General features: G+C 65.3%; 26 protein-coding genes. 12 read left to right on the forward strand and 14 right to left on the reverse strand.

All coding sequences use genetic code 11. The annotated features are described in order from the left end of the window. Positions 1 to 55 precede the first annotated feature (55 nt). Positions 56 to 1,480 carry an aldehyde dehydrogenase family protein gene (locus IFT67_RS13545; protein WP_192238783.1) on the forward strand — a complete coding sequence of 475 codons (1,425 nt, stop codon included), beginning with the start codon at positions 56 to 58 and terminating at the stop codon, positions 1,478 to 1,480. A gap of 63 nt (positions 1,481 to 1,543) precedes the next feature. On the opposite strand, the gene IFT67_RS13550 is transcribed toward IFT67_RS13545, so the two are convergent. From IFT67_RS13550 to IFT67_RS13570, 5 genes are all read right to left on the reverse strand, one after another. Then, positions 1,544 to 1,828 carry a CsbD family protein gene (locus IFT67_RS13550; protein WP_192238784.1) on the reverse strand — a complete coding sequence of 95 codons (285 nt, stop codon included), beginning with the start codon at positions 1,826 to 1,828 and terminating at the stop codon, positions 1,544 to 1,546. An 83-nt stretch (positions 1,829 to 1,911) separates the two neighbouring features. Beyond that, positions 1,912 to 4,632: a methionine synthase gene (gene metH / locus IFT67_RS13555; RefSeq protein ID WP_192238785.1), complete on the reverse strand. Its 2,721-nt coding sequence runs from the start codon at positions 4,630 to 4,632 to the stop codon at positions 1,912 to 1,914. Positions 4,633 to 4,766: 134 nt separating this feature from the next. Beyond that, complete coding sequence (locus tag IFT67_RS13560) at positions 4,767 to 5,825, reverse strand: homocysteine S-methyltransferase family protein (RefSeq protein ID WP_192238786.1); 1,059 nt, start codon at positions 5,823 to 5,825, stop codon at positions 4,767 to 4,769. Between the two features lie 42 nt (positions 5,826 to 5,867). Continuing rightward, positions 5,868 to 6,812: a methylenetetrahydrofolate reductase gene (gene metF / locus IFT67_RS13565; RefSeq protein WP_192238787.1), complete on the reverse strand. Its 945-nt coding sequence runs from the start codon at positions 6,810 to 6,812 to the stop codon at positions 5,868 to 5,870. Next, entirely contained in the window at positions 6,809 to 7,762 is a 954-nt protein-coding gene (locus tag IFT67_RS13570; protein WP_192238788.1) for an ArsR/SmtB family transcription factor, read from the reverse strand. Before IFT67_RS13570 ends, metF begins: the two co-directional genes overlap by 4 nt. Before the next feature lie 193 nt (positions 7,763 to 7,955). Here IFT67_RS13570 and IFT67_RS13575 point away from each other — a divergent pair, with 193 nt between their 5' ends. From IFT67_RS13575 to IFT67_RS13585, 3 genes are all read left to right on the forward strand, one after another. Next, the gene (locus IFT67_RS13575) at positions 7,956 to 8,327 is read left to right on the forward strand and encodes a hypothetical protein (protein ID WP_107963640.1); all 372 of its coding nucleotides are present in this window, start codon (positions 7,956 to 7,958) and stop codon (positions 8,325 to 8,327) included. 117 nt (positions 8,328 to 8,444) lie between these two features. Next, positions 8,445 to 8,642: a hypothetical protein gene (locus IFT67_RS13580; RefSeq protein WP_342450619.1), complete on the forward strand. Its 198-nt coding sequence runs from the start codon at positions 8,445 to 8,447 to the stop codon at positions 8,640 to 8,642. Continuing rightward, entirely contained in the window at positions 8,639 to 9,586 is a 948-nt protein-coding gene (locus IFT67_RS13585) for an aldo/keto reductase (RefSeq protein ID WP_192238790.1), read from the forward strand. The genes IFT67_RS13580 and IFT67_RS13585 overlap by 4 nt, the downstream gene beginning before the upstream one ends. Positions 9,587 to 9,730: 144 nt before the next feature. Here IFT67_RS13585 and IFT67_RS13590 read toward each other — a convergent pair whose 3' ends face one another. Further along, positions 9,731 to 11,113, reverse strand: a complete 1,383-nt coding sequence (locus IFT67_RS13590) for a helix-turn-helix domain-containing protein (protein WP_107963643.1) — start codon at positions 11,111 to 11,113, stop codon at positions 9,731 to 9,733. 191 nt (positions 11,114 to 11,304) lie between these two features. Between IFT67_RS13590 and IFT67_RS13595 the strand changes: the two genes are divergently transcribed. The 3 genes from IFT67_RS13595 to IFT67_RS13605 all read left to right on the forward strand — a co-directional run bounded on the left by IFT67_RS13595 (position 11,305) and on the right by IFT67_RS13605 (position 13,461). Beyond that, positions 11,305 to 11,469 (forward strand): hypothetical protein, encoded by a 165-nt coding sequence (locus tag IFT67_RS13595; RefSeq protein WP_164913371.1) that lies wholly within the window; start codon positions 11,305 to 11,307, stop codon positions 11,467 to 11,469. Positions 11,470 to 11,770: 301 nt separating this feature from the next. Further along, positions 11,771 to 12,757, forward strand: coding sequence for a cation diffusion facilitator family transporter (locus tag IFT67_RS13600; protein WP_192238791.1), 987 nt, complete (start codon positions 11,771 to 11,773; stop codon positions 12,755 to 12,757). 56 nt (positions 12,758 to 12,813) lie between these two features. Then, on the forward strand, positions 12,814 to 13,461 hold the full coding sequence (locus tag IFT67_RS13605; RefSeq protein ID WP_192238792.1) for a hypothetical protein: 648 nt from the start codon (positions 12,814 to 12,816) through the stop codon (positions 13,459 to 13,461). Here IFT67_RS13605 and IFT67_RS13610 read toward each other — a convergent pair. Beyond that, positions 13,458 to 14,069: a DUF4893 domain-containing protein gene (locus tag IFT67_RS13610; protein WP_244647392.1), complete on the reverse strand. Its 612-nt coding sequence runs from the start codon at positions 14,067 to 14,069 to the stop codon at positions 13,458 to 13,460. The two genes, IFT67_RS13605 and IFT67_RS13610, sit on opposite strands and share 4 nt — an antisense overlap. Before the next feature lie 100 nt (positions 14,070 to 14,169). Further along, positions 14,170 to 14,955 (reverse strand): 3-hydroxybutyrate dehydrogenase, encoded by a 786-nt coding sequence (locus IFT67_RS13615; protein ID WP_192238793.1) that lies wholly within the window; start codon positions 14,953 to 14,955, stop codon positions 14,170 to 14,172. Positions 14,956 to 15,055: 100 nt separating this feature from the next. On the opposite strand from IFT67_RS13615, the gene ypfJ reads away from it, so the two are divergent. After that, entirely contained in the window at positions 15,056 to 15,973 is a 918-nt protein-coding gene (ypfJ, locus tag IFT67_RS13620; RefSeq protein WP_192238794.1) for a KPN_02809 family neutral zinc metallopeptidase, read from the forward strand. 173 nt (positions 15,974 to 16,146) lie between these two features. Here ypfJ and IFT67_RS13625 read toward each other — a convergent pair whose 3' ends face one another. From IFT67_RS13625 to IFT67_RS13635, 3 genes are read right to left on the reverse strand one after another with little or no spacing between them, the layout of a single operon-like run. Further along, positions 16,147 to 16,428, reverse strand: coding sequence for a DUF427 domain-containing protein (locus IFT67_RS13625; RefSeq protein ID WP_192238795.1), 282 nt, complete (start codon positions 16,426 to 16,428; stop codon positions 16,147 to 16,149). A gap of 11 nt (positions 16,429 to 16,439) precedes the next feature. Next, the gene (locus IFT67_RS13630) at positions 16,440 to 16,796 is read right to left on the reverse strand and encodes an ArsC family reductase (RefSeq protein WP_192238796.1); all 357 of its coding nucleotides are present in this window, start codon (positions 16,794 to 16,796) and stop codon (positions 16,440 to 16,442) included. Positions 16,797 to 16,843: 47 nt separating this feature from the next. Further along, positions 16,844 to 17,224, reverse strand: coding sequence for a hypothetical protein (locus IFT67_RS13635; protein WP_192238797.1), 381 nt, complete (start codon positions 17,222 to 17,224; stop codon positions 16,844 to 16,846). A gap of 91 nt (positions 17,225 to 17,315) precedes the next feature. Here IFT67_RS13635 and IFT67_RS13640 point away from each other — a divergent pair, with 91 nt between their 5' ends. Genes IFT67_RS13640 through IFT67_RS13655 form a run of 4 tightly spaced genes read left to right on the forward strand, consistent with a single transcriptional unit; the run spans position 17,316 to position 22,113 of the window. After that, positions 17,316 to 19,361: an NAD(+) synthase gene (locus IFT67_RS13640; protein WP_192238798.1), complete on the forward strand. Its 2,046-nt coding sequence runs from the start codon at positions 17,316 to 17,318 to the stop codon at positions 19,359 to 19,361. 54 nt (positions 19,362 to 19,415) lie between these two features. Continuing rightward, on the forward strand, positions 19,416 to 20,273 hold the full coding sequence (locus IFT67_RS13645; RefSeq protein WP_107963653.1) for a CDP-alcohol phosphatidyltransferase family protein: 858 nt from the start codon (positions 19,416 to 19,418) through the stop codon (positions 20,271 to 20,273). Positions 20,274 to 20,288: 15 nt separating this feature from the next. Further along, positions 20,289 to 21,380 (forward strand): inositol-3-phosphate synthase, encoded by a 1,092-nt coding sequence (locus IFT67_RS13650; RefSeq protein WP_056050788.1) that lies wholly within the window; start codon positions 20,289 to 20,291, stop codon positions 21,378 to 21,380. 1 nt (position 21,381) lies between these two features. Next, complete coding sequence (locus IFT67_RS13655; protein ID WP_192238799.1) at positions 21,382 to 22,113, forward strand: phosphocholine cytidylyltransferase family protein; 732 nt, start codon at positions 21,382 to 21,384, stop codon at positions 22,111 to 22,113. A gap of 87 nt (positions 22,114 to 22,200) precedes the next feature. On the opposite strand, the gene IFT67_RS13660 is transcribed toward IFT67_RS13655, so the two are convergent. From IFT67_RS13660 to ettA, 3 genes are read right to left on the reverse strand one after another with little or no spacing between them, the layout of a single operon-like run. Then, positions 22,201 to 23,394 carry a sensor histidine kinase gene (locus tag IFT67_RS13660; protein ID WP_192238800.1) on the reverse strand — a complete coding sequence of 398 codons (1,194 nt, stop codon included), beginning with the start codon at positions 23,392 to 23,394 and terminating at the stop codon, positions 22,201 to 22,203. 2 nt (positions 23,395 to 23,396) lie between these two features. Continuing rightward, positions 23,397 to 23,939, reverse strand: a complete 543-nt coding sequence (locus IFT67_RS13665; RefSeq protein ID WP_192238801.1) for a CYTH domain-containing protein — start codon at positions 23,937 to 23,939, stop codon at positions 23,397 to 23,399. Between the two features lie 4 nt (positions 23,940 to 23,943). Then, on the reverse strand, positions 23,944 to 25,623 hold the full coding sequence (gene ettA, locus IFT67_RS13670) for an energy-dependent translational throttle protein EttA (RefSeq protein WP_056050793.1): 1,680 nt from the start codon (positions 25,621 to 25,623) through the stop codon (positions 23,944 to 23,946). Between the last annotated feature and the right edge of the window lie 59 nt (positions 25,624 to 25,682).

Genomic DNA, 25,682 nt, shown 5'->3' on the forward strand with positions numbered 1-25,682 from the left:
TGCAACCGATCGGCGGCGAGCCCATTCCTTCGCCAGACAAGATGCGGAGAGGCACATGAAGAGCTATCTGAACCAGTATATCGACGGCGCTTGGGTCGCGAGCGAAGGCGGCACCGTCTACCAGGTGATCGACCCGTCGACCGAACAGCCGTGCACGGAGATCACGCTCGGCACTGCTGCCGACGTCGACAAGGCGGTCGCCGCAGCCCGAACCGCGTTCGAGAGCTGGAGCCAGACGAGCGTGCAGAAGCGGCTCGACGTGCTCGGCCGGATCATGACCGAATACAAGGCGCGGATGCCCGATCTGGCGAAGGCGATGTCGCAGGAGATGGGCGCGCCGATGGCGCTCGCGTCGATGGCGCAGGCGCCCACCGGCCTCGCGCATTTCTCGGCGACCGCGAAGGCATTGGCGGCATTCGAGTTCTCGGAAGTCATCGGCAAGGCGACCGTCGTGCACGAGCCACTCGGCGTCGTCGCGATGATCACGCCGTGGAACTGGCCGCTGAACCAGATCTGCGCGAAAGTCGCCCCTGCCCTTGCTGCCGGCGACACGATGATCCTGAAGCCGTCCGAGGAGGCGCCGTCGTGCGCGATAATCCTGGCGGAGATCATGGATGCGGCAGGCGTACCGGCGGGCGTCTTCAACCTGATCAACGGTGACGGTCCGGGCGTCGGCGCGGCGCTGTGTTCGCACCGCGACGTCGACATGGTGAGCTTCACCGGCTCGACGCGCGCCGGGATCGCCGTTGCCTTGGCGGCCGCACCGACGGTGAAACGCGTGCACCAGGAACTGGGCGGCAAGGCGGCGAACCTCGTGCTGGAAGGCTCCGACCTCGCGGCCGTACTGCCGGCAACGGTTGCTGGTGTACTTGCGAATTCCGGGCAGAGCTGCATCGCGCCGACCCGCCTGCTGGTGCATGCGAGCCAGATTGCCGAGGCAACTGCGATCGTGAAGTCGATGATGGAGCAGACCAAGGTCGGCGATCCCGCCGAGATGGGCCAGCACATCGGCCCGGTCGTCAACAAGGCGCAGTTCGACAAGATCCAGGGGCTGATCCAGTCCGCGATCGACGAAGGCGCGACGCTGGTGACCGGCGGGGTCGGGCGTCCGGATGGGCGCAATGCGGGCTATTACATCCAGCCGACGCTGTTCACCGACGTACGGCCGGACATGCGGATTGCGCAGGAGGAGACGTTCGGACCGGTCGCGACGATCACCGCGTACAACGACCGCGACGAGGGTATCCGTATCGCCAACGCGACGGAATACGGGCTATCCGCAACGATCTCGGGAGACGCGACGGAGGCGGCCAAGGTTGCGCCGAGACTGCGCGCGGGGCTTGTGACGATCAATTCTTGGAGCCCGGACATCGGCGCGCCCTTCGGCGGCTACAAACAGTCGGGCAATGGGCGTGAGAATGGCCGCTATGGCCTGACCGATTTCATGGAAGTGAAGACGGTACTGGGTCTGCCGGCCTGATTTGACAGGCCGGGCGAGAAACGACGTTCCGCTGGCACGCAACGGAACGTCGTCGATCGCGGATTACTTGCCGCGCAGCGTGTTGATCAACGCGATGCCGAGCACGCCGGCGACTGCCGCTGCGGTGAACGGACGCTCACGCGAGAACTGCTGCACATAATCGATCAGCGGACGGACATTGTCCTCGACGACGTCCTTGGCTTGGCCGATCGTCTTCTGCACGGTGCCACCGAGCTGATCCGCAACGCCTTCGCTCTGCAGCGACTTGTCGCCGACTGCGCCGCCAACGGTTTCCTTGAGCTTGCCGCCGAGGTCGTTTGCCGTGCCGGTGAGGGTGTCGCTGTTCACAGATCGTCTCCTTGAGTGGAATCGGCGTGGTTGCCGATGAGCTTGCAGAAACAGGCGTCGCTCGATCTTGTTCCGCGACCGGATCAATCGAGGTTGGGGCGCAACCAGCGTTCGGCGGTCTTGAGGTCCGCGCCACGTCGCGCGGCGTAATCCTCGAGCTGGTCGCGACCGACGCGGGCTACCCCGAAATACTCCGCTTGCGGGTGGCCAAAATAGAAGCCCGAGACGGCGGCGGTCGGGAACATCGCGAAGCTCTCGGTCAGTTCGAGCCCGGTCGCGGTCTCGGCGTCGAGCAGGTCGAACAGGATCGGCTTGAGGCCGTGGTCCGGGCAGGCGGGATAGCCCGGCGCCGGACGGATGCCGCGATACTGCTCCTTGATCATCGCTTCGTTGGTGAGCTGCTCGTCGGGCGCGTAGCCCCAGAGATCGGTGCGGACGTGCTTGTGGAGGCGTTCGGCGAAGGCTTCGGCGAAGCGGTCGGCGAGCGCCTTCAACAGGATGTCGTTGTAATCGTCGTTATCCGCCTTGAAGCGCGCGATGTGCGGGTCGATGCCGTGGATACCGACAGCGAAGCCGCCGAACCAGTCGTCCGAGGTGTCGACGAAATCGGCGAGGCACATGTTGGCGCGGCCTTCGCGCTTGGCGATCTGCTGGCGGAGCATGGGGAGACGCACCTCTTCCCCCCCGCCCGCTTGCGGGAGGGGGTTGGGGGGTGGGCTCGCGCCATCCTGAAGCGTGCCGGTGGAGGAGAGCGCGTGCCCACCCCCGGCCCCTCCCGCTTGCGGGAGGGGGGAAGCAAGGACGACCACATCATCACCCTCGCGGCGCGCGGGCCACAGCCCTGCGACCCCGCGCGGGGTCAGCCACTTCTCCGCGACGATCGTATCGAGCATTGCCTGCGCATCCGCATACAGCGAACTCGCGCTTTCGCCGACGACCTCGTCAGTCAGGATCGCGGGGAAATTTCCCGCCAGCTCCCACGCGCGAAAGAACGGCGTCCAGTCGATATAGTCGCGCAGGTCCGACAGATCCCAATCCGCGAATACATGCACGCCCGGCTTTACCGGTGCAGGCGGCTTCATCGCGAAGTCCGCCACGAACCCGCGCGCGCGGGCGGTTTCCAGCGGGAGCAACTCGCTCTGCCCCTTGTTCGCGCGCGAGATCCGCACCGCTTCATATTCGTCGGCGGTCTTCGTCACGAACTCGTCGCGGATCGTGTCCGACACCAAGGTCGACGCAACACCCACAGCGCGGCTCGCATCGAGCACATGCACGACCGGGCCGTCATAGGCCGGCGCGATCCGCAGCGCGGTGTGCACCTTCGACGTCGTCGCGCCGCCGATCAGCAGCGGCATCGTCATCCCCGCGCGCTTCATCTCCTCGGCGACCGTCACCATCTCGTCCAGCGACGGCGTGATCAGCCCGCTGAGCCCGATCATGTCCGCGTCGTTCTCGTTCGCAGACTCGAGAATCTTCGACCACGGCACCATCACACCGAGATCGACCACGTCGAAGCCGTTGCACTGCAGCACCACGCCGACGATGTTCTTGCCGATGTCATGCACGTCGCCCTTGACGGTCGCCATGATGATCTTGCCCTTGCCGCGCGCTCCGGGCTCCTTGGCCGCCTCGATATACGGCAGCAGATGCGCGACCGCCTTCTTCATCACGCGCGCCGACTTCACGACCTGCGGCAGGAACATCTTGCCCGATCCGAACAGGTCGCCGACCACGTTCATGCCGTCCATCAACGGCCCCTCGATCACCTCGATGGGGCGCCCGCCGTTGCCGGCGATGATCAACCGCGCTTCCTCGGTATCCTCGACGACGTGAAGATCGATGCCCTTGACCAGCGCATATTCGAGCCGCTTGTTGACGCCGAGCGAGCGCCATTCCGCCGCCGCCTTCTCGGCGACCACGTCGGTGCCGCGATAGCGTTCGGCGAGCGCGACCAGCCGGTCGCCCGCCTCGGGATCGGTGTTGAGCACGACGTCCTCGACCGCTTGCCGCAGTTCGGGATCGATGTCGTCGTAGATGTCGAGCTGGCCGGCGTTGACGATCGCCATGTCCATGCCCGCGGGGATCGCGTAATACAGGAACACGCTGTGCATCGCGCGGCGCACGGGCTCGTTGCCGCGGAACGAGAAGCTGAAGTTCGAGAGCCCGCCCGAGATATGGACGTGTGGGCAGCGCGCCTTGATCTCCTTGCACGCCTCGATGAAGTCGACGCCGTAGTTGTTATGCTCCTCGATCCCCGTCGCGACCGCGAAGACGTTGGGATCGAAGATGATGTCCTCGGGCGGAAAACCGATCCCGACGAGCAGCTTGTACGCGCGCTCGCAGATCTCGACCTTCCGATCCTTGGTGTCCGCCTGCCCGACTTCGTCGAACGCCATCACGACGACCGCCGCACCGTACGCCATGCATTTCCGCGCCTGGGCGAGGAACTGCTCCTCGCCCTCCTTCATGCTGATCGAATTGACGATCGGCTTGCCGCTGACGCACTTTAGACCCGCCTCGATCACGCTCCATTTCGAGCTGTCGACCATGAACGGGATGCGCGCGATGTCGGGCTCGGCGGCGATCAGTTTCAGGAACGTCGTCATCGCGTGATGCGCGTCGAGCAGCCCCTCGTCCATGTTGACGTCGAGCACCTGCGCGCCGCTCTCGACCTGCTGGCGCGCGACCTCGACCGCGGCAGGATAGTCGCCCGCCATGATCAGCTTCTTGAAGCGCGCCGAGCCGGTGACGTTGGTGCGCTCGCCGATGTTGACGAAGGAGGTGGAGGAAGTGGTCGTGGTCATCGGTTCGTTTCTTCCCCCCCTCCCGCAAGCGGGAGGGGGTCGGGGGGTGGGCGCCCGCCATCCGCGGGCCGTATCGTTGGAGGAGAGCGCGAGCCCACCCCCTGCCCCCTCCCGCATGCGGGAGGGGAAAGAAGTCAGGCTGCCATCGTGAACGGTTCGAGGCCGGCGAGCTTGGTTCGCACTTCAGGCCGAGCCACAGCCCGCGGCTCGAGCCCGCGGACACCGTCGGCCATCGCCTTGATATGCGCAGGCGTCGACCCGCAGCAGCCGCCGAGCACGTTGACCTGCTTTGCTACCGCCCACTCGCCGACCAGCCCCGCGGTCGTCTCCGGCTGCTCGTCATACTCGCCGAGTTCGTTCGGAAGCCCCGCGTTAGGATAGACCATGATCAACGTATCGGCGATCGCCGACAACGTCTTCACATGCGGCCGCAGCTGCTCCGCCCCGAACGAGCAGTTCAGCCCGATCGTGATCGGTTTGGCATGCCGTACCGCATGCCAGAACGCCTCGACCGTATGCCCCGACAGGTTGCGCCCCGAGAGATCGGTCAACGTCATCGACATCATGATCGGCACGTCGCGGCCGAGAGCGTCGCCAGCCTCAATCGCCGCCATGATCCCGGCCTTGGCGTTGAGCGTGTCGAACACCGTCTCGATCAGGATGAAGTCGACGCCGACCCCCTCGCCGCCTTCGAGCAACGCGTCGATCTGCTCGCGGTAGACGCCCTTGAGGTAGTCGAAGTCGATCTCGCGATAGCCGGGATCGTTGACGTCGGGCGACAGCGACAGCGTCTTGTTGGTCGGCCCGATCGCCCCGGCGACGAAGCGCGGACGGCCGTCCTTCGCCTCGTACTCGGTGGCGAGCGCGCGGGCGATCCGCGCGGACTCGACGTTGATCTCGCGCACAAGATGCTCGGCGCCGTAATCGGCCTGCGAAATGACGTTCGCGCTGAACGTGTTGGTCGAGACGATGTCCGACCCCGCCTCGAGATATTCGCGCGTGATCGTATCGGGGACGTCCGGCTTGGTGATCGCCAGGATGTCGTTGTTGCCCTTCTGGTCGTGCGACAAGCCGAGCGACCCTGCGTAAGCCGCCTCGTCGAGCTTCCAGTTCTGGATCTCGGTCCCGAACGCGCCGTCAGTGATCAGGATGCGCTTGGCGGCTTCCGCGTTGAAACGTTCACGTGGTGTCATCGTTTTCACTCCCCCCTCCCGCCAGCGGGAGGATAGCAGAAGTTACGCCGCGGCGGCCTTGTCGACCGGCTTCGCGCGCACGCCGAGCATGTGGCAGATCGCGTAGGCCAGTTCCGCGCGGTTGAGCGTGTAGAAGTGGAAATCCTTCACCCCGCCTGCGTACAGCCGCCGGCACATCTCGGCCGCGATTGTCGCCGCCACGAGCTGCCGAGCGGACGGATGATCGTCGAGCCCCTCGAACAACCGGTCCATCCACGCCGGGATCTCAGCGCCACACAGCCCCGCGAACTTCCGCGTCTGCGCGACGTTCGACACCGGCAGGATCCCCGGCAGGATCTGCGCGGTGATCCCGGCCGCCGCAACCCGGTCGCGAAACCGGAAATACGCCTCGGGCGAGAAGAAGAACTGCGTGATCGCGCGGGTCGCACCGGCATCGATCTTACGCTTCAGATTGTCGATGTCGGCGTCGTGACCGCCCGATTCCGGATGGCATTCGGGATACGCCGCGACCGAGATCTCGAACGGATGCAGCTTCCGCAAGCCAGCGACCAGTGCCGCCGCATTCTCATATCCGCCCGGGTGCGCCTGATACGGCTGGCCCAGCGTCGGCATGTCGCCGCGGAGTGCGACGATGTGGCGAACGCCGGCCGCCCAATATTCCTCGGCAACCTGGTCGATCTCGGCCTTGGTCGCCTCGACGCAGGTCAGATGCGCGGCGGCGTTCATCGACGTCTCGCGCTGGATCCGCGCCACCGTCGCATGGGTCCGCTCGCGCGTGGACCCGCCCGCGCCGTACGTCACCGACACGAAATCGGGCGCGAGCGGCTCCAGCGTGCGGATCGCCTCCCAGAGCTGCGTCTCCATTTTCTCGCTCTTCGGAGGGAAGAACTCGAAGCTGATGCCGACATCACCCGCAAGATCCGCGAACAGCGGTTCTTCGAGCGCGCGGCGCGCTTCGGCCAGTTGGGGGATCGAAATGTTCGTCATGCCGCCTTCACCTCACGCAAGCTCGTGCCGATCTTCCGACCGAGCCATAATTTCACCGTCAACTCGCCGCCCTCGAGCGTTTCCACGCGCGCCGTCTGCAAACCCGCCGCCTCGAACCACGCCGCCATCTGCTCGTCCGCGAACCCGAGACGCGTATGCGCATCGCGCAACCGCAGTTCCTCGCGGTCGTGGCTCGCGAAGTCGGCGATCAGCAACCGACCGCCGGGAGCCAGCACCCGCGCCGCCTCGCTCACCGCAGCCCCCGGCTGCTGCGCGAAGTGCAGCACGTGATGCAGGATCGCGACGTCCGCCGCGGCATCCGCCATCGGGAGGGCATACAGGTCCGCCTGTCGCAGCTCGGCATGCGTCATGTCGTGCAGCTTTGCCCGCGCGAGCCGCAGCATCTCCGAACTGCGATCGATCCCGAGCGCGACCGTCGCGCGTCCGCCGAACAGTTCGAGCATCCGCCCGGTGCCCGTACCGATGTCGATCAGGGTACCGACCGGCGCATCGCCGAGCACGGCGGCCATCGCCGCCTCGACCTCGCTGTCGGCGACGTGCAGCGACCGGATCGCGTCCCACTCGTCGGCATGCCCTTCGAACCACGCCGCAGCACTCGCTGCCCGGTCCGCGCGCACCGCCGCAAGCCGCGCTGCGTCCGCGACCGCCCAGTGATCCGGCTCGGCCTTCGCCCAGACGTCGAGTGCGCCCGCGACCGGCTCGACCACGTCCGCAGACCCCAGCGCGACGAACACCCAGCTGCCTTCCTTGCGACGCTCGGCAAGGCCAGCATCGCACAGGATCTTCACATGGCGCGAGACGCGTGGCTGGCTCTGACCGAGCACTTGGGCAAGCTCGCCGACCGACAGCTCCATCCGCCGCAACAGCGCGAGGATCCGCAACCGGGTCGCGTCCGCCAAAGCACGGAAGATTTCGAGCGCCATCGTCATGCAAAGACATATAAAGAATTCTTTATATGAGGTCAACGCAGGCGTGCGCGTCTTCGACATTGGCCATGTCCGCCCGCGACTTATCGCATCGGGGCCGATCGTGACGGATCGGAAACGCTTTATCCGCGTTCGATTGCGCTATGGGCTGGGCATTACCCGGTCCACAAGACGACATCCACGGGAGTAGATACCTATGAAGAAGTTCCTGATCCCCGCCCTCGCCCTGACCGCCGGCCTCGCAGCTTGCAGCAACAACGCGCAGGACCAGACCGCACAGGCCGCCAACGCGATCGCCGCCGATGCGAGCGCGACCACCGCCAATGCCGTCGACGACGTCAGCGCCGCCAGCGATCGCGCACTGGGCTCGGCCGAGCGTTCGCTCGATAACGCCGGTGCGCGCATCGACAACTCGACCGACCATCTCGACGCCAAGGCCGACCGCGCCGGTGACCGCATCGAAGCCGGTGCAGACCGGGCAGGCGCTGCGATCAGCAACGGTGCAGACCGCGCCGCCGACGCCACCGGCAACGCGCTGACTCGCGCCGGCAACGCGATCAAGGACTAAGCCTTGCCAAGGCGCCCCCACTTCTCCGTCATCCCAGCGAAAGCTGGGATCTCCCGGTTCAGGTCACGAAGACCGACACGGATAGATACCAGCTTTCGCTGGCATGACGGTGTGGTGGTGGGGGCGCTGTTTGCTATTTCATCGCTCGCGGCGTGCTCGCCCGCGAGCGAACCCGGCGCCGTCACCGCCGACGAATCACACCAGTTGAACGAAGCCGCCGCGATGCTCGATGCGAACAGCGTCGATCTGAATGCGGTCGCCGCCGCTCCTGAAGATACTGAACTCCCCTCGAATCAAAGCGATCAGACCCGATGACCCTCCGCCGCCTCGGCTCGACCGATCTGAAGATCGCCCCGCTCGTCCTCGGCGGCAACGTGTTCGGCTGGACCGCCGACCGCGCCGCCAGCTTCGCCGTGCTCGACGCGTTCGTCGCCGGCGGCGGCACGATGATCGACACCGCGGACGTCTATTCGGCTTGGGTCGATGGCCATCAGGGCGGTGAATCCGAGAACATGATCGGCGAATGGCTGAAGGCCAGCGGCAAGCGCGACGACGTGCTGATCGCGACCAAGGTCGGCATGCTCCCCGGCGAAGGCGGCGAGAAGCTAGCCCCCGCGCGTATCGCCGCCGCTGCCGAAGCCTCGCTCAAGCGCCTCGGTACCGATCGCATCGATCTGTATTACGCACACCAGGACGACGATTCGCAGACGCAGGAGGTTGTCCTCGAAGCGTTCGGCAAGCTGGTCGATGCGGGGAAAGTCCGCGTGATCGGCGCATCGAACTTCCACGCCGCCCGCCTGAAGTCTGCGGTCGAGGCGGCCAAGACCTCGGACCTGCCGCGCTATCATGTGCTCCAGCCCGAATATAACCTCGTCAGCCGCACCAAGTTCGAGGGCGAATTGCAGGATTACTGCGTCACCGAGAACATCGGTGTGCTGCCCTATTACGGCCTCGCCTCGGGCTTCCTCACTGGCAAGTACCGGACGAAGGACGATCTGGGCCAGAGCGTTCGCGGCGGTCGGATGGGCGAATTGCTCGAAGGTACCGGCAAGGCTGTCCTCGATGCGATGGACTCGGTGGTCGAAGCTACTGGCGCGACCCACGCGCAGGTTGCGCTGGCGTGGTTGATTGCGCAGCCGGGCGTTACGGCACCGATCGCGAGCGCCACGAGCGTGAAGCAGGTTGAAGACCTGTTGCCTGCGATGACGCTGGAGTTGAGCAAGGACCAGTTGGACGCGCTGATGGTCGCTGGCGCCTGACCACTTGATCCTCCCCCGCCAGGGGGAGGTGTCGCCGAAGGTGACGGAGGGGGAGGACGCGCAACAGAGGTTGGCCCTTCCTCCCCCTCCGTCAGGCAAGCGCCTGCCACCTCCCCCTTGCGGGGGAGGATTAGAAGGGCTCCCTTAGTCACCCGCAAACGTCAGCGCGGACGTCCGCCGCTCGCGCTCGTTGATCAGCAGGGCCCGCCCGGCCGGCGCTACCGATCGTTGCGGGCAATCGTTGCGGAAACAGGCGCGGCAGCCGAGCCCTATCGGCATCGCCCTCCCCGCCAGATCGAAGCCGCTTGCCGCCGCCAGCACACCCGCCTGCGCCGCCGCGACGCCGAGACCGATCGCGAACTCGGCGTGCACTGCGCCAAATCGGCTGCCCTGCGGCGTCACGGTACGCGCCATCGTCAGCCAGCGCGCGCCATCCTCCAGTTCGACCAGCTGCACCATAAGGCTGCCCGGCCGGTCGAATGCATGATGCAACCGCCACAATGGACAGCGCCCGTCCGCCTCGACCAGCGCCGCACCGCTGGCGCCGGGATAGCGCTTCGACGCCTGCCCCGCCCTATCGATACGGATCATGAAAAACGGCAAGCCGCGTGCGCCGACCCGTTGCAACGTCGTCAGCCGGTGCGCGACCTGTTCGAAGCCAGCGCCGAACCGGCGTTGCAACAGCTCGATGTCGTACCCCGTCGTCTCGCATCCACGGAGGAAACGCGCGTACGGCATCATCAGCGCGGCGGCGAAATAGCCGAGGAGGTGGCGGCGATAGAGCCTTTCCGCCGCGCGATCGGTGAACCCTGCGCCTTTGGCGAGCGCATCGATCTCCGCCTTCGCCTCGATCTGCCCAAGCTGGAACGCGACCGCGAACGTGCGTGAGGCCGGGTCGAGCATCTCGCTCAACTGCAACTGGCGCGCGTGCAGGTCGAGGCGGCGCAGCGTGTCGGGGAGCACGTCGGCGGGCAGCACGCGGATGGTCAGGCCGTGCTTGGCGCGCAGCCGCTCGGCGATCGCGCCGTAGAGATCGCCCGCACCGAGCCGCAATTCGTCCGCGAGCGCCTCGGCCGCGGCGTCGAGGTCGGCGAAATGATTGCGCCAACGCTCGATCTCGCGACGGACGAGCGTGACCGGATCGTCGCCCGCTTCGACCACCGCGCCGCCGCCGATCCGGTCGAACACGCGCGCAAATGCCGCCGCACCGCCGGGGGCACTGGCGAGCCATTCCTCGACTTCGTTACGGTCGATCTCGAGGTCGGCGAACATCGGGTCGGCCAGCCGTCGCCGGATCGCATCCGCGCCGCCGCCCGGTTCACCGGCCGCGAGCGAGCGCGGATCGAAGTCGAAGCTCTCGGCGAGCTTGATCAGCAGCGTCGCGGAGATCGGCCGCTGGTTGCGCTCGACGAGGTTGAGATAGCTCGGGCTGATCGCGAGCATGTCGGCCATCGCCGCCTGAGTCAGCCCCGCCCCGCGCCGCAAGCGACGGATCGCATGCCCCGCCAGCAATTTCCGTTCCGCCATCGCAAACCCTCCTGTCACGATGTTTACAGAACGACACGTGTTCTACAAGCTGGGCGGACACCGCGACGTTGCGGCGGCTCGGGACCATCTTCCAACTAGCCGGCCCTGAACGCTATTGGCTGTGCATCGCCTCTCTCGGCACATGATGCGTGTAAAGAGAGAGACAAGACGATCATCGAAGGAGGCAAGCCATGCAGACGACCACCGAACAACCCCGCGCCCGCGCCGTCTTCTCGACCAACGATTTCGCGCTGATGAAGGAAGTCCTCGGCGAGATGATCAGCAAGACCTCGATCGACGACGAACGGCTGACGCGGATGAGCGCGCTGTACCACCGCCTCGGCCGGCTCGGCTAAACCGCTTCACACAGTTTCCTGGGGAGGAAAGGATCCCGCCGGTGGCTCGTCCATCGGCGGGTATTCCTGTTTAAAAGGACGGTGCGCTCCCGAAGCCCGTCATCCTGGCGAAAGTCAGGATCCAGGGTAACGGGCGCTGGAGCTTGTGGCTCTGGATCCTGACTTTCGTCAGGATGACGGAGTGGGGGTGGCGGGTGCGTCCGCCTACCAGGGCACCGTCGACCTCACGCCGGACTGAGCATCCTCAACACGTTGCGAAGGCCGCCCTTTCCAACCCCGCCCCCTCGTGTAGGACGGCGGGATGGCCAAGACACTGACCGCTCGCATCAAGGACGACATCGTCCTCTACGGCGCCCTCGCCGCCAATCTTGGGATCGGCGTGGCGAAATTCGTTGCGGCCGGGATGACCGGATCGTCGTCGATGCTGACCGAGGGCTTCCACTCGGTGGTCGACAGCGGCAACCAGGTGTTGCTGCTCTACGGTCAGAAAAAGGCCAAACGTCCCGCCGACGAAGCACACCCGTTCGGCTATGGCCGCGAACTCTATTTCTGGGCGTTCGTCGTCGCGATCTTGATCTTCGCGATCGGCGCGGGCGTGTCGATCTTCGAGGGTTGGCGGCATATCCGGCAGCCCGAACCGCTTACCAGCCCGACCATCAACTACGTCGTCCTCGCGATCTCGTTCGCGCTCGAGGGCAGTAGCTGGACGATTGCGGTGCGCGAATTCTCCAAGTCGAAGGGCGACATGGGCTGGTGGCAGGCGATCCACCGCTCGAAGGACCCCGCCGGTTTCATCGTGCTGTTCGAGGATTCCGCGGCGCTGGCAGGTCTCGTCATCGCCGGGATCGGCATCTGGGCGAGCCATGCGTTCAACGATCCGCGGATCGACGGCGCCGCCTCGATCGCGATCGGCCTGATCCTCGCGCTGGTCGCGGTATTGCTCGCGCGCGAATCGAAGGGTTTGCTGATCGGCGAGCGTGCCGACCCGGCGGTGATCGCGACGATCCGCAAGATCGTCGCGGCGCATCCCGCGATCGTCTCGGTCAATCACGTCCGTACGATCCACACCGCACCCGAGAGCATCTTCGCGGCGATCAGTGCGGACTTCGACGATTCGGTGACGATGGGCGACGGCGAGACGCTGATCGAGGCGATCGAAACCGAGCTGCGCGCTGCCGTCCCGACGCTCTCCTCGATCTATATCCGGCCTGAAAAGCGCGAGAACGCGACGCTCGCTCAAACCTCTGCGACGCCGGTCAGCGACGGTGTATCTACCACGTCACACTGATTAAAATCAGCCTCATCCCACTGGTAAGGCTCGATATTCCAAAATAATATCAAGTGATGAGACCGCTACTTCGGCTGATCGCCCTGCTCTGCCTGTGCCTGGGATACGCACTCCCCGCACAGGCTGCCGTCACCATCACCTTCTGGAGCCACGAACTCGGGAACAGCTTCCCGCACGCGTTTTTCACGTTGCGCGGGATACCCGAAGCGGGCGGCGCACCGGTGGATACCAACGCCGGCTTCACTGCGAAATCCGTCTCACCAGCGCTGCTGATGGGGCCGGTCGCCGGCAAGCTGGACATTGCCAAACCGGGCTATGTTGCGGGCAGCGATGCGCAATTCTCAGTGGTGATGAGTGATGCGCAATATGTGGCGGTACTCCGGTTGGTCGAAGCCTGGAGCGAGGGTAAGCCAGACAGCGTCTACCGCCTGTCGGATCACAATTGCGTGACGTTCGTGAAGGAAGCGGCGCGGATCGTCGGACTGACCGGACTGGATCAGCCAAAGCTGATGAAGAAACCGCGCTCGTATCTGAAGGCGGTCGTCGCTGCGAACACCGGGCGGGTGACCGTCCTCGATCTCCACGGCAAAGCCTATCTTGCCGGCTTGCAACCGATCGCGCCCGCGACTGCTATTACCGCGGCAGGTGCCCGAGGCATCGTGACGTCCACCGTACCGCCGCCGGTTCCAGTCGCACCCCGCTAGGACGCGGGGACCAGTTCGACCACGTCGAGCACCGATTCGAACCGAGGATAGGGCAGCACCACCCGCCAGCGGCGCGTGCCGATCCGCTCGATGAGGCCGGCCATGTCGCGGCTGGCATCGCGGCCGTACCGCATCGGGCGCTTCTCATCGCCAAGCTCCATCGTCCCCAGGAAGACGGCGCGCGAATCAGTGTCGACGTAGATCCTCCCGACCGGCCGCTGCGAGCCATCGAGCTTGACGAGGCTGACGACATCGCCGTCGTCGTTCGCGTCGATCCGGCAGGCAAACGCCGTCGACGCGGCGAACGTCGGACCGATGCCGCCGCGTGCACCGAGCTTGAACGTACGGCACCGATAGGCGCCCGACGGTGGCAGCGCATCGGCGAGCGAGCGGTCCGGATCGAACAGCTGGGGCTCCTTCGCGATCTCGCGCGGATCGACCTCGGCGAGCGCATCGACCCAGGCGCCGCGCCAACCGCGCAATCGCCCGCGATCGGCGACGGTAGCGACCCGGCGCCAATCCCTCTCGCGATCGTCCCTGTCGCCACCGTCATTCCGCGACGCAGGTGCCGCACAGGCCGCGCCGACGCTGCATCCGAGCATCATCATGCAGGCCGCTATTCTCGAAACACGCATCGCCATCGAACCAATCTGCATACCGAAGCTAAGCCTGTATCTCTATGAACAGCAAAGCTTTTTTCGCGCTCGATCAGGCCGCCGTCCAGCCGCCGTCCATCGACAAATTGGCGCCGGTGATCGCCTTGGCCTCGTCGCGGCACAGGAACAGCGCGAACGCCGCGACTTGTTCGGGCGTGACGAATTCCTTGGTCGGTTGCGCGGCGAGCAGCACGTCGTTCATCACCTGGTCGCGCGTCAGCCCGCGTGCCGCCATCGTGTCGGGGATCTGGTTCTCGACCAGCGGCGTCCAGACATAGCCCGGCGAGATGCAATTGACGGTGATGCCGTCGGTTGCGGTCTCCAGCGCGATCGTCTTGGTGAGCCCGGCGATCGCGTGCTTGGCCATGACGTAGGCGGACTTGTTCGGGCTTGCGACCAGCGAGTGCGCGGACGCGGTCGAAATGATCCGCCCCCAGCCCTTCGCGCGCATGTGCGGCACTGCGGCGCGCATCATGTGCCAGGCAGACGACAGGTTGATCGCGATGATCGCGTCGAACTTGTCGACCGGGAAGTCGGCGATCCCCGCGACGTGCTGGATGCCGGCGTTGTTGACGACGATGTCGACGCTGCCGGTTTCGGCTGCGGCACGGGCGACCATTGCGGCGATCTGGTCGGGCTTGGTCATGTCCGCCGGATCGTAGAGTGCGACCGCACCGCTGACCTGAGCCAACGCCGCCCGCTCGCGTTCGATCGCGTCCGCGTCGCCGAAGCCGTTGAGGACTACCGCGGCGCCCTCGGTGGCGAATGCCTTTGCGTAGGCGAGTCCGATCCCGGAGGTGGATCCGGTGATGACCGCGGTCTTGCCCTTCAGGAACATGCACACTCCTCACGCTATCGCGCCGCAAGCAGCGCGGCCTTGCAACTCTACCGCCACCTTGCGCATTTCGTTCCCAACCAGAAACGAAAAGGGGCTTATCATGCGGCTCGACGATTACGATCCGAACATCAACGTCGAGGACCAGCGCGGGTCGGGCGGCGGAGGCGGCGGCTTTGGCGGCGGCGGTGGCGGCCTGTTGATGGGGTTGTTGCCGATGATCGGCAGCCGCTTCGGATGCGGCGGGATCGTCGTAGTGCTGATCCTGATGGCGGTGTTCGGCGGCATGGGCGGGCTCGGCGGGCTGCTCGGTGGCGGACAGACTTCGGCACCGACGACGCAGAGCGGATCGCCGCGTGCCGGCACCGACACGACGTCGAGCTGCAACCTGACCCCGGAGAGCAAGGCCGCGTGCAACGCGTTCAGCTCGGCCGACAACACCTGGGAGGCGATCTTCCAGAAGAACGGCCAGCGTTTCGAGGCACCGAAGCTGGTGTTCTTCGATGGCAATGGCCAGTCGGGTTGCGGCGCCGCGCAGTCCGCAATGGGGCCGTTCTATTGCCCGACCGATCAGGGCATCTATCTCGACACGAGCTTCTTCAACGAGCTGTCGACGCGGTTCAAGGCCGAGGGCGATTTCGCGCAGGATTACGTGATCGCACACGAGTTCGGCCATCACATCCAGAAGCTGCTCGGCACCAATGCGCAGGTCCAGCAGGCGCAGCGGCAGGCGAGCGAGACCGAGGGCAACGCGCTGTCGGTGCGGCTCGAACTCCAGGCGGATTGCTATGCGGGCGTGTGGGCGGCGGCCAACCGGTCGCGGCTCGAACCCGGCGATATCCAGGAGGGCATGACGGCTGCACAGGCGATCGGCGACGATACGTTGCAGAAGCAGTCGCAGGGCCGCGTCGTGCCGGACAGCTTCACGCACGGGACATCGGCACAGCGCCAGTCGTGGCTGAAGCGCGGGCTGGAGAGCGGCGATCCGCAGCAGTGCGACACGTTCTCGGGCGCGATCTGAGCTGATACGAACTGGCGGCCTCCCCCTTCGAGGGGGGGCGTCGCTCGGTTCGCATTGGCTAAACCCGTCACCCCAGCGAAAGCTGGGGTATCCCCCGTGGTTCGCGACGCGTGTCTAACGCAAATGTCCCAGCTTTCGCTGGGATGACGGCGAAGCGTAAGCGCCGCGTCTCTTCATCTGACCATCACGCCCTTCCAGAACGCATAGCGATCCTTGATCTCGGCCGCCGCCGACTTGGGATCGGGATAATACCAGACCGCATCAACATTGCGCTTCCCGTCGACGACGAGGGTCTTGTAACTCGCCACACCCTTCCACGGGCAGTTCGAGTGCGTCGCGCTATCCTCCAGCAGCGCCGGATCGACGCTGTCGGCAGGAAAATAATGATTGCCCTCGACGACGACGGTGTCGTCGGATCGTGCGATCTCGCGACCATTCCAACTTGCAACCGGCATGCTGATCTCCTTCAGGCGCGCCCCAGCCCCGCCACCTCATACGCCTCGGGCTTGAAGCCGACCAGAAGCGTCTCGCCGGTATCGAGCACCGGGCGCTTGATCATCGATGGTTGCGCCAGCATCAGCGCGGTGGCCTTCGCCACATCCAGATCCGCGCGATCCGCTTCGGGCAGCTTCCGAAACGTCGTGCCCGCACGGTTGAGCAAGACTTCCCATCCAACCCGACCGATCCAGTCGTCGAGGTGCGCAGCGTCGATACCCGCGGCCTTGTAGTCGTGGAACGCGTACGCGACATCGTGCGCCTCGAGCCAATTCCGCGCCTTCTTGATCGTGTCGCAATTCTTGATGCCGAATATCGTGATCGTCAAAATCGTCTCCGTGTCGCTGGATGGCTAGTCGCGCTAGCGGCTCGATCTCATATCGGGCCGTCCTGTTTCCTTCCACCGGCATTGCGCCGCGAAGTCGCTCGGAGGCGACCGAAGAGTGCGGACAGCATGACCGCCGGAACGGCCAGGATGGCGAGAAACGCGACGCCGACGATCAGTAGCCCGCCAAATTCCGTATTCACCCACATCACGGGCAGCTGTGCGACCGTGACGATCGCTCCTGCCGACCACCCTCGCCTGCCAAACGCAAAGCCGCCGAAGGCCGACAGAATCAGCGAACCGGGGTACCAGATCAACCAGTAGCCAGCCGCATCCCAAGGCTCCTTTGCGCCGGAGACATGGCTTACGAGCAGCCAGTACAGCACGCTGACGACCGCGAGGACGAACACCTGGACCATGCGGAGTTTCATGCTCGCAGTCTCTCACAGGATCGCGCGTCATGCCACCGCCGACGGGATCAAGCCGGTAGCGTGACGCAGCGCGGGCGTTTATCGGTGCGTCATGACGCATCCATTCTACGCGATCCATAGCCACGGGCTGATCCGGGTAGCCGCCGCGACGCCGCGGGCTTCGGTGGGGGATACCGGCGCCAATGCCGAGGCTACGATCGCCTTGGCGCGCGAGGCGGATGCGAAGGGCGTCGACCTCGTCGTGTTCCCGGAGCTGAACCTTACCTCCTACGCGATCGACGATCTGCATCTCCAGACCGCGCAGCAGCGCGCGACGCTGGCCGCGATCGCGACGGTGGTCGAGGCGAGCGCGAGCTTGCGGCCGGTGCTGCTGGTTGGCGCAGCGCTGGTGCGGAACGGACGGCTGTATAACTGCGCGCTGGCGATCGCGCGCGGGCGCGTACTCGGCGTGATCCCGAAGACGTTCCTGCCGAATTACCGCGAGTTCTACGAGAAGCGGTGGTTCGCGAGTGGTGCCGGTATGATCGGACTGACGATTGACCTCAACGGCGAGGCCGTGCCGTTCGGGACCGACCTGATCTTCGCCGCGCGCGACCTGCCCGGCTTCGTGTTCCATGCCGAGATTTGCGAGGATTACTGGGCCCCCACCCCGCCCTCGACCGCGGGCGCGCTCGCGGGGGCGCTGATCTGCTGCAACCTGTCCGCGTCGAACATCGTCATCGGGAAAGCGCGCGACCGGGCGATGCTGGCGGCAGCGCAGTCGGCCCGCGCGGTCTGTGCGTATGTCTATTCCGCCGCCGGACCGGGAGAGAGCACCACCGAAGTCGCCTGGGACGGCCAGGGACTGGTTCACGAACTCGGCGAGCAGATCGCGGAGTCGGCGCGGTTCTCGACCGAGCCCGAACTGGTCGTCGCCGACGTCGACTGCGAACGGATTACACAGGAACGGCTGCGGACCGGCACGTTCAACGATGCGGCAATGTTCGCCGGCAATCCCGAGACACGCTTCCGACGGATCGCGTTCGATCACGCGCCGGTACGTGAGGACACTGGCCTCGAACGCGCGATCCGCCGTTTCCCGTTCGTCCCGAACGATCCGGCGCGGCGCGACGACGATTGCTACGAGGCGTTCAACATCCAGGTGGAGGCACTGTCGAAGCGCCTCGTCGCCGCGCATGCCGAGACGATCGTGATCGGCGTATCCGGCGGCCTCGACTCGACGCACGCGCTGATCGTTGCGGCCAAGGCGATGGACCGGCTTGGACGCCCGCGGACTAACATTCTCGGCTTCACGATGCCCGGCTTTGCGACCGGCGAAGGGACCAAGACGAACGCGTGGGCGCTGATGCGCGCGCTCGGCGTCACCGCGGAAGAGATCGACATCCGCCCCGCCGCCACGCGAATGTTGCAGGACATCGGCCATCCCTTCAGCGAGGGCGAACCCGTCTACGACATCACCTTCGAGAACGTGCAGGCAGGCCTGCGCACCGACTACCTCTTCCGCCTTGCCAACCAGCGCCGCGGGATCGTGCTCGGCACCGGCGATCTCAGCGAGATGGCGCTCGGCTGGTGCACCTACGGCGTCGGCGACCAGATGAGCCATTACGCGGTGAACAGCGGCGTGCCCAAGACGCTGATCCAGTTCCTGATCCGCTGGTGTATCCGCACCGACCAGTATGACGCGGCGACCGACGCGATCCTGTCGACGATCCTCGCGCAGGAGATTTCGCCCGAGCTCGTTCCGGCGGGGGCGGACGGCGCCCTGCAGAGCACCGAGTCGATGATCGGGCCGTACGCGCTGAACGACTTCTTCGCGCACTACGTGATCCGCCACGGGCTCGCGCCATCGAAGATCGCGTTCCTCGCCTGGCATGCGTGGCGCGATGCGAGTGTTGGGGCGTGGCCGGAGGACCTGCCGGCGGACGCGCGCGTCGCCTACGACCTGCCGACGATCCGCCACTGGCTGGAGAAATTTCTCTTCCGCTTCTTCACGACCAGCCAGTTCAAGCGGTCGGCGATGCCCAACGGCCCGAAGGTCTCGGCCGGCGGTGCGCTGTCGCCGCGGGGCGACTGGCGGGCCCCGTCCGACGGTATCGCAACGGCTTGGATCGAAGAATTGCGGTCAAGCGTTCCGTAGGGTTAGTCGTGCCACCTTGCATAAATGGCCTGCGCGGCGCATTATGAAAATCCTATGACAGTGGCTCCACCGGATGGATCGCGCGATCGCCGGATCGAGATCCCATCCAATCTTTGGCTGATTCACCCGGCGGGCCGCGCGTTGCTTCCGCTTGCGCTGTCGCGCGGGATTTCAGCGAATTCGGTGTCGGTAGCAGGGCTTTGTCTCGGCGGAGCGGCCGCTCTCGCGTACACGCAATGGGGAAACTGGGCGCTCGCGCTGGTCGGCCTGGTGCTGTCGATGGGGTGGCTGATCGCCGACGGACTCGATGGCATGGTGGCACGCGCGACCAAGACCGCGAGCCCGCTCGGCCGCATGCTCGACGGGTTGTGCGATCACGGCGTCTTCGCACTGATCTACGTCTCGCTCGCGCTGACGATCGATACGCCCGAGGCCTGGATACTCGCTTTTGCCGCCGGTGGCGCACACGCCGTTCAGTCGAACATGTACGAGGGCGAGCGTTCGCGCTTCCATCGTCGCATCAAGGGCGTGGCGCTCGAAGCGCCCCCCGTGCCGACCGGCAACGCGCTCGTCCGCTTCTACGACGGCATCGCCGGCAGTATCGACCGGATCGCCATGCCGTTCGAGCGCACGCTCGGCCAGTCGACCGATCCGGTCGCACTTGGCGCCCTGTACGGTGCCCGCGCCGTCGCGCCTTTGCGCTTCATGGCCTTGCTTACCGCGAATGTCCGGGTATGGGCGATCTTCGTCGCCTGCTTCGCGGGCAATCCACGCATCTTCTGGTGGTTCGAGATCGTCCCTCTGACGCTCGTGGCCATCGTCGGGCTCGTTTGGCACCGTCGTGTCGAACGCGCTTTCGTCCGTAGCACAATGTCGCGACCGAAGACCGCGTCGCGCATGCATCTTTCGTAAGGAACAGGGTCAGTAATGAATAGCATTCGGATCGCCGTGGTCGGCATCGGCAACTGCGCGAGCTCGCTCGTCCAGGGCCTCGAGCATTATCGCGAGGGGGCAAACGACCAGGTTGGCCTGATGCATTTCGACATGGGTGGCTACAAGCCAAGCGACATCAAGGTCGTTGCGGCCTGGGACGTCGATCGGCGGAAAGTCGGCAAGGACGTCGCCGAGGCGATTTTCGCCAAGCCGAACTGCACCGCGGTGTTCGCACCCAATGTCGGCAACACCGGCACGATCGTGAAGATGGGCAAGAAGCTGGACGGCGTTGCCGACCACATGGCCGACTTCAAGGACGACCGTACGTTCCTCGTTTCGGACGCCGCCGAGCCGACCCGTGAGGAGGTCATAGCGGAGCTGAAGGCATCGGGCGCCGACGTGCTGATGAACTACCTGCCGGTCGGTTCGCAGGAAGCCACCGAATTCTACGCCGAGTGCGCGATCGAAGCAGGCGTTGCGTTCGTCAACAACATCCCCGTCTTCATCGCCTCGAACCCCGTTTGGGCGAAGAAGTTCGAAGACGCCGGCGTCGCGATCATCGGCGACGACATCAAGGCGCAGCTCGGCGCGACGATCGTCCACCGCGTGCTGACCGACCTGTTCGCCAAGCGCGGCGTGAAGCTGGATCGCACCTACCAGCTCAACACCGGCGGCAACACCGACTTTCTCAACATGTCGAACCATCGCCGGCTCGAGTCGAAGAAGATCTCGAAGACCGAAGCGGTCCAGTCGGTCGCGGCCGAGCGCATGGACGACGACAACGTTCACATCGGTCCGTCGGACTATGTGCCCTGGCAGAACGACAACAAGGTCTGCTTCCTGCGCATGGAAGGCCAGCTGTTCGGCGGCGTGCCGATGAACATCGAGCTGCGTCTTTCGGTCGAGGACAGCCCCAACTCGGCGGGTGTCGCGATCGACATGATCCGTTGCGCCAAGATCGCCAAGGATCGCGGCATCGCCGGCGTGATCGACCCTGCATCGGCGTATTTCTGCAAGCATCCGCGCACGCAGATGACCGACGATCTCGCGCAGATCGAAGTCGAGCGGTTCATCAAGGCCGCCTGAGATGATCGACACGCCCCGGATTCAAACGGCGATCATACTCGCCGCCGGGGAAGGCAGCCGCCTTCGCACCTCCGCCCCGTACAAGCCGCTCTGCGCGGTCGCGGGGCGGCCGTTGATCGCCCACGCGCTAGAAGGACTGGCGGAAGCGGGCTTTGCGCGGGCGATCGTGACGGTAAGTTACGGGCGTGAGGCGATCGAAGCGTATCTCGCGAGCCGGCGCTGGCCGCTGGCCGTCGAGACTGTGCTGGCGGATCACCGCGAACCCAATGGCGTTTCGGTACTGGCAGCGCGCGAGGCGCTGGCCGGTAGCGAAGCGATCCTCGCGATGTGCGACCACCTCGTCAGCCCCGAACTCTACGCGCGCATGGCGAGGGCCGGCGCTGGCGGTGGTCTGCGCCTCGGCATCGACCGACGGCTCGGTCATGACTGGGTCGACCCGGAGGACGTCACTTGCGTCGCGACCGACGGCGACCGCATCGTCGCGATCGGCAAGGGTCTCGAACCGCACGACTGCTACGACACCGGCGTCTTCGCGATCGGTCCTGCGCTCTCGGACGCGCTGGCAACGTTGGCGAGTCCATCGCTCACAGAAGGCGTCCGCCTGCTGGCTGCACAGGGCCTAGCCCGGATCGTGGATTGCAGCGACATCGACTGGATCGACGTCGACGACGCCCCCGCGCTGGCGAAGGCCGAGGCTTGGATGGCGACCAAGGCGGATGCCGTCGCGGCGTAAGCCACCGTTCCCTGCGAACGCAGGAGCCCAGAATACCAAACGAAACGCTCCTGACCCTGGACTCCTGCGTTCGCAGGAGAACAGTGGCTAGCCTGCGACCTCGACCCGCGGATCGGGCACGTCCAGCGTCGCGCACGTCCCGACCGCACCATTCTCGATCGTCACGGTCCCGCGCAACTGCCGCGCGAGGCTGCCGATCATCCGCATCCCGAGGCTTTTGCGCGACGCCGTCTTCAGGTCGAAGTCGGCCGGCAACCCGCCGCCCTCGTCCGACACCGTCAGCACGATCCGCCCGTCAGCGCTCCGCACCGTGACCAGGATCACACCGCCGTCGTCGCCATACGCATATTTGATCGCGTTGGTGACCAGCTCGGTGACCAGCAACCCCATCGGAATTGCGATGTCCGCGCTGATCAGGATCGCCTCGATGTCGCACTCAATCCGGTGGGTGAGCGATTGCTCCCCCAGCCCCGTCGCGATCCCGCAGACCAGATCGTTCAGCGCGACGATGCCGACCTGATCGCCACGCCAGAGCTGGTCATGCGTCTGCGCGATCGCGGTGATCCGCGCCTGCGCGTCGCCGAGCAGCCGCCGGATTCGCGGATCGTCGTCCTCCTGCATCTGGAGGTTGAGCATCGCCGAGACCAGCGCGAGGCTGTTCTTGACGCGGTGGCTGGCCTCCCGCGTGAGAAGCTCCTGGTGCTCCATCGCCTCGCTCAGCCGCTGCTCCGCCTGTTGCCGCTCGATCGCGACGCCGATGAGGTTCGCAAACCCCTGCATGAACGCGAAATCGGCGGGCTCGAACTGGCCCTCGTCGGGGCTGTCGACCTCGAGCACGCCGAAGCGCTTGCCCGACGTTTCGACCAGCACGTTGATCGCGCGCCGGATATTGTGCCGCGCCATAAACTCGGGCGTCCGGAAACGCTGTTCGTTCTCCAGATGGTTCGAGATCACCGGCTGCCCGGTCTCCAAAGCAAAACCTGCCGGCGACCCAAGATCGGTCCGCATCTCGGTCGACCCGACCACCCCCGGCTCCCAGCCGATGCCGGCACGCACCAGCAGCGTGTCCTGCTCGGGGCGATATTCGAGAAACTTGCAGTATTTCGACCGCATCCCCTCGCCGCACAGCTCGGTCGCGCGCTGCAACATCGGCTGCAGATCCCGCGCCCGCAAAGCCTCGATCCCGAAATCGGCGAGGATCGACTGCTGGCGAAGACGATATTCGAGTTCGCCTGCGCCAGGGGGCTGATCGCCGCCGGGAGATTGTTCGATAACCGTCATACTCACTCGATGTTACTGGCAATAAGTCTCGTCACGCCTGCCGCATCCAGCAGGCTCAATCGCCCACCCTGAAATCGCGGATCATGCGTAACTTCCGCGATTGCCCATTCGGGGCTGACGATTGACGTCAACGCGGCCGCGTCGTCCTGCTCGATCTCGGCGAGTTCGAGCCCGGCGAGCGCTCCTTCGAACAGGTCGATGCCGAAGTCCGCACCCACCGGATACCGGCGTTTCCTCAACGATCGTGCCGGCAGTTTCGCCAGCAGGTGATACTCGTCCCGATCGAGATACGTCGTGACCGTCGGCCTGCTCAGTACATCGGCAACGTCGTATTTCTTACCGATCTTCAGGACCACACGCCCCGACACGCTATCGGTCATGGCGCGCAGCCTCAGCCGCGTGCCCTCGATGTACCGGTCCTCGATCAGGATATACGGCGCGTCGGTCAGATCGGGCCGACGCGCAGGATCGACGAGAAACCGGCGCTCACGCTCGACATCCGCGTATTTGTGAGCGACCAGTTCCTCGTCGAGCCCCCGCAACATCAGGTCAGCGCGTCAGCTTCTTATAGGACAGCGCGGTAGGACGATCCGCCGCATCGCCCAGACGGCGGCGCTTGTCCTCTTCGTAGGATTCGAAATTGCCCTCGAACCATTCGACATGGCTGTTGCCCTCGAACGCCAGGATGTGCGTGGCGAGACGATCCAGGAAGAAGCGATCGTGGCTGATCACTACCGCGCACCCTGCGAAATTCTCGATCGCTTCCTCGAGCGCGCCCAAGGTCTCGACATCGAGATCGTTGGTGGGCTCGTCGAGCAGCAGCACGTTGCCGCCGCGCTTCAACATCTTGGCGATGTTGACGCGGTTGCGCTCGCCGCCCGACAGCTTGCCGACGTTCTTCTGCTGGTCCTGGCCCTTGAAGTTGAACGCCCCGACATAGGCGCGCGTCGACTGGTCGAACCCGTTGACCTTCATCGAGTCGAGGCCGTCGGAAATCTCCTCCCAGACGTTCTTCTTGTCGTCGAGATGATCGCGGCTCTGGTCGACATAGCCGAGCCGCACGGTCGAACCCTTGTCGATCGTGCCGCTGTCCGGCGTCTCCTGCCCAGTGATCAGCTTGAACAGCGTCGACTTGCCGGCGCCGTTGGGACCGATGACGCCAACGATACCGCCCGCGGGCAGCGTGAACGAGAGGTTCTCGAACAGCAGCTTGTCGCCGTAAGCCTTGGAAACGTTCTCGAGCTCGATGACCTTGCCGCCGAGACGCTCGGGCACCTGGATGACGATCTGCGCCTTGCCCGGCGAGCGGTTCTCCTGTGCGGAGACGAGGCGTTCGAAGTTGGCGATACGCGCCTTGGACTTGGTCTGGCGCGCCTTGGCACCCTGACGAATCCATTCGAGCTCGTTCTTGATCGCGGTCTGACGACCGGACTCCTCACGATCCTCCTGCTCAAGGCGCTTGGCCTTCTTCTCGAGATACGTCGAGTAATTGCCCTCATACGGGAAATACTTGCCGCGATCGAGTTCGAGCACCCAGCCAACGACGTTGTCGAGGAAATAGCGGTCATGGGTGATCATCAGCACCGCGCCCGCGTAATCCTTCAGATGATTCTCCAGCCACTGGACGCTCTCCGCATCGAGATGGTTGGTGGGCTCGTCAAGCAGAAGGATACCCGGCTTCTGGATCAGCAGGCGGGTCAGCGCGACGCGGCGCTTCTCACCACCCGACAGCTTGTCGACCGGCCAGTCGCCCGGCGGGCAGCGAAGCGCTTCCATCGCGACCTCGAGCTGGTTGTCGAGCGTCCAGCCGTCGACCGCGTCGATCTTTTCCTGGAGCGTGCCCATCTCTTCGAGCAGCGCGTCGAAGTCGGTGTCGTCCTGGGGATCGCCCATCTCGGCCGAAATCGCGTTGAAACGGTCGACCATGTCCGCAACGCCGCGCGCGCCGTCCTTGACGTTCTCCAGCACGGTCTTCGAGGCGTCGAGCTGCGGCTCCTGCTCCAGATAGCCGACCGTGACGTTCTCGCCCGGCCATGCCTCGCCGGTATAATCCTTGTCGATGCCGGCCATGATCTTGATCAGCGTCGACTTGCCCGCACCGTTGGGGCCGACGATGCCGATCTTGGCGCCATGATAGAATTGCAGGTTGATGTTCGACAGCACCGGCTTGGGCGCGCCGGGGAAGGTCTTCGTCATGTCCTTCATGACATAGGCATATTGGCCGGCCACGGGGGTCTCCGTTCGGGTGTTCGTGAGGGCGGGATTGATCTGCGCATGTAAGGGCAGGC

Origin of the sequence: Sphingomonas sp. CFBP 13728 (genome assembly GCF_014841895.1) — a bacterium.
GTDB lineage: Bacteria > Pseudomonadota > Alphaproteobacteria > Sphingomonadales > Sphingomonadaceae > Sphingomonas.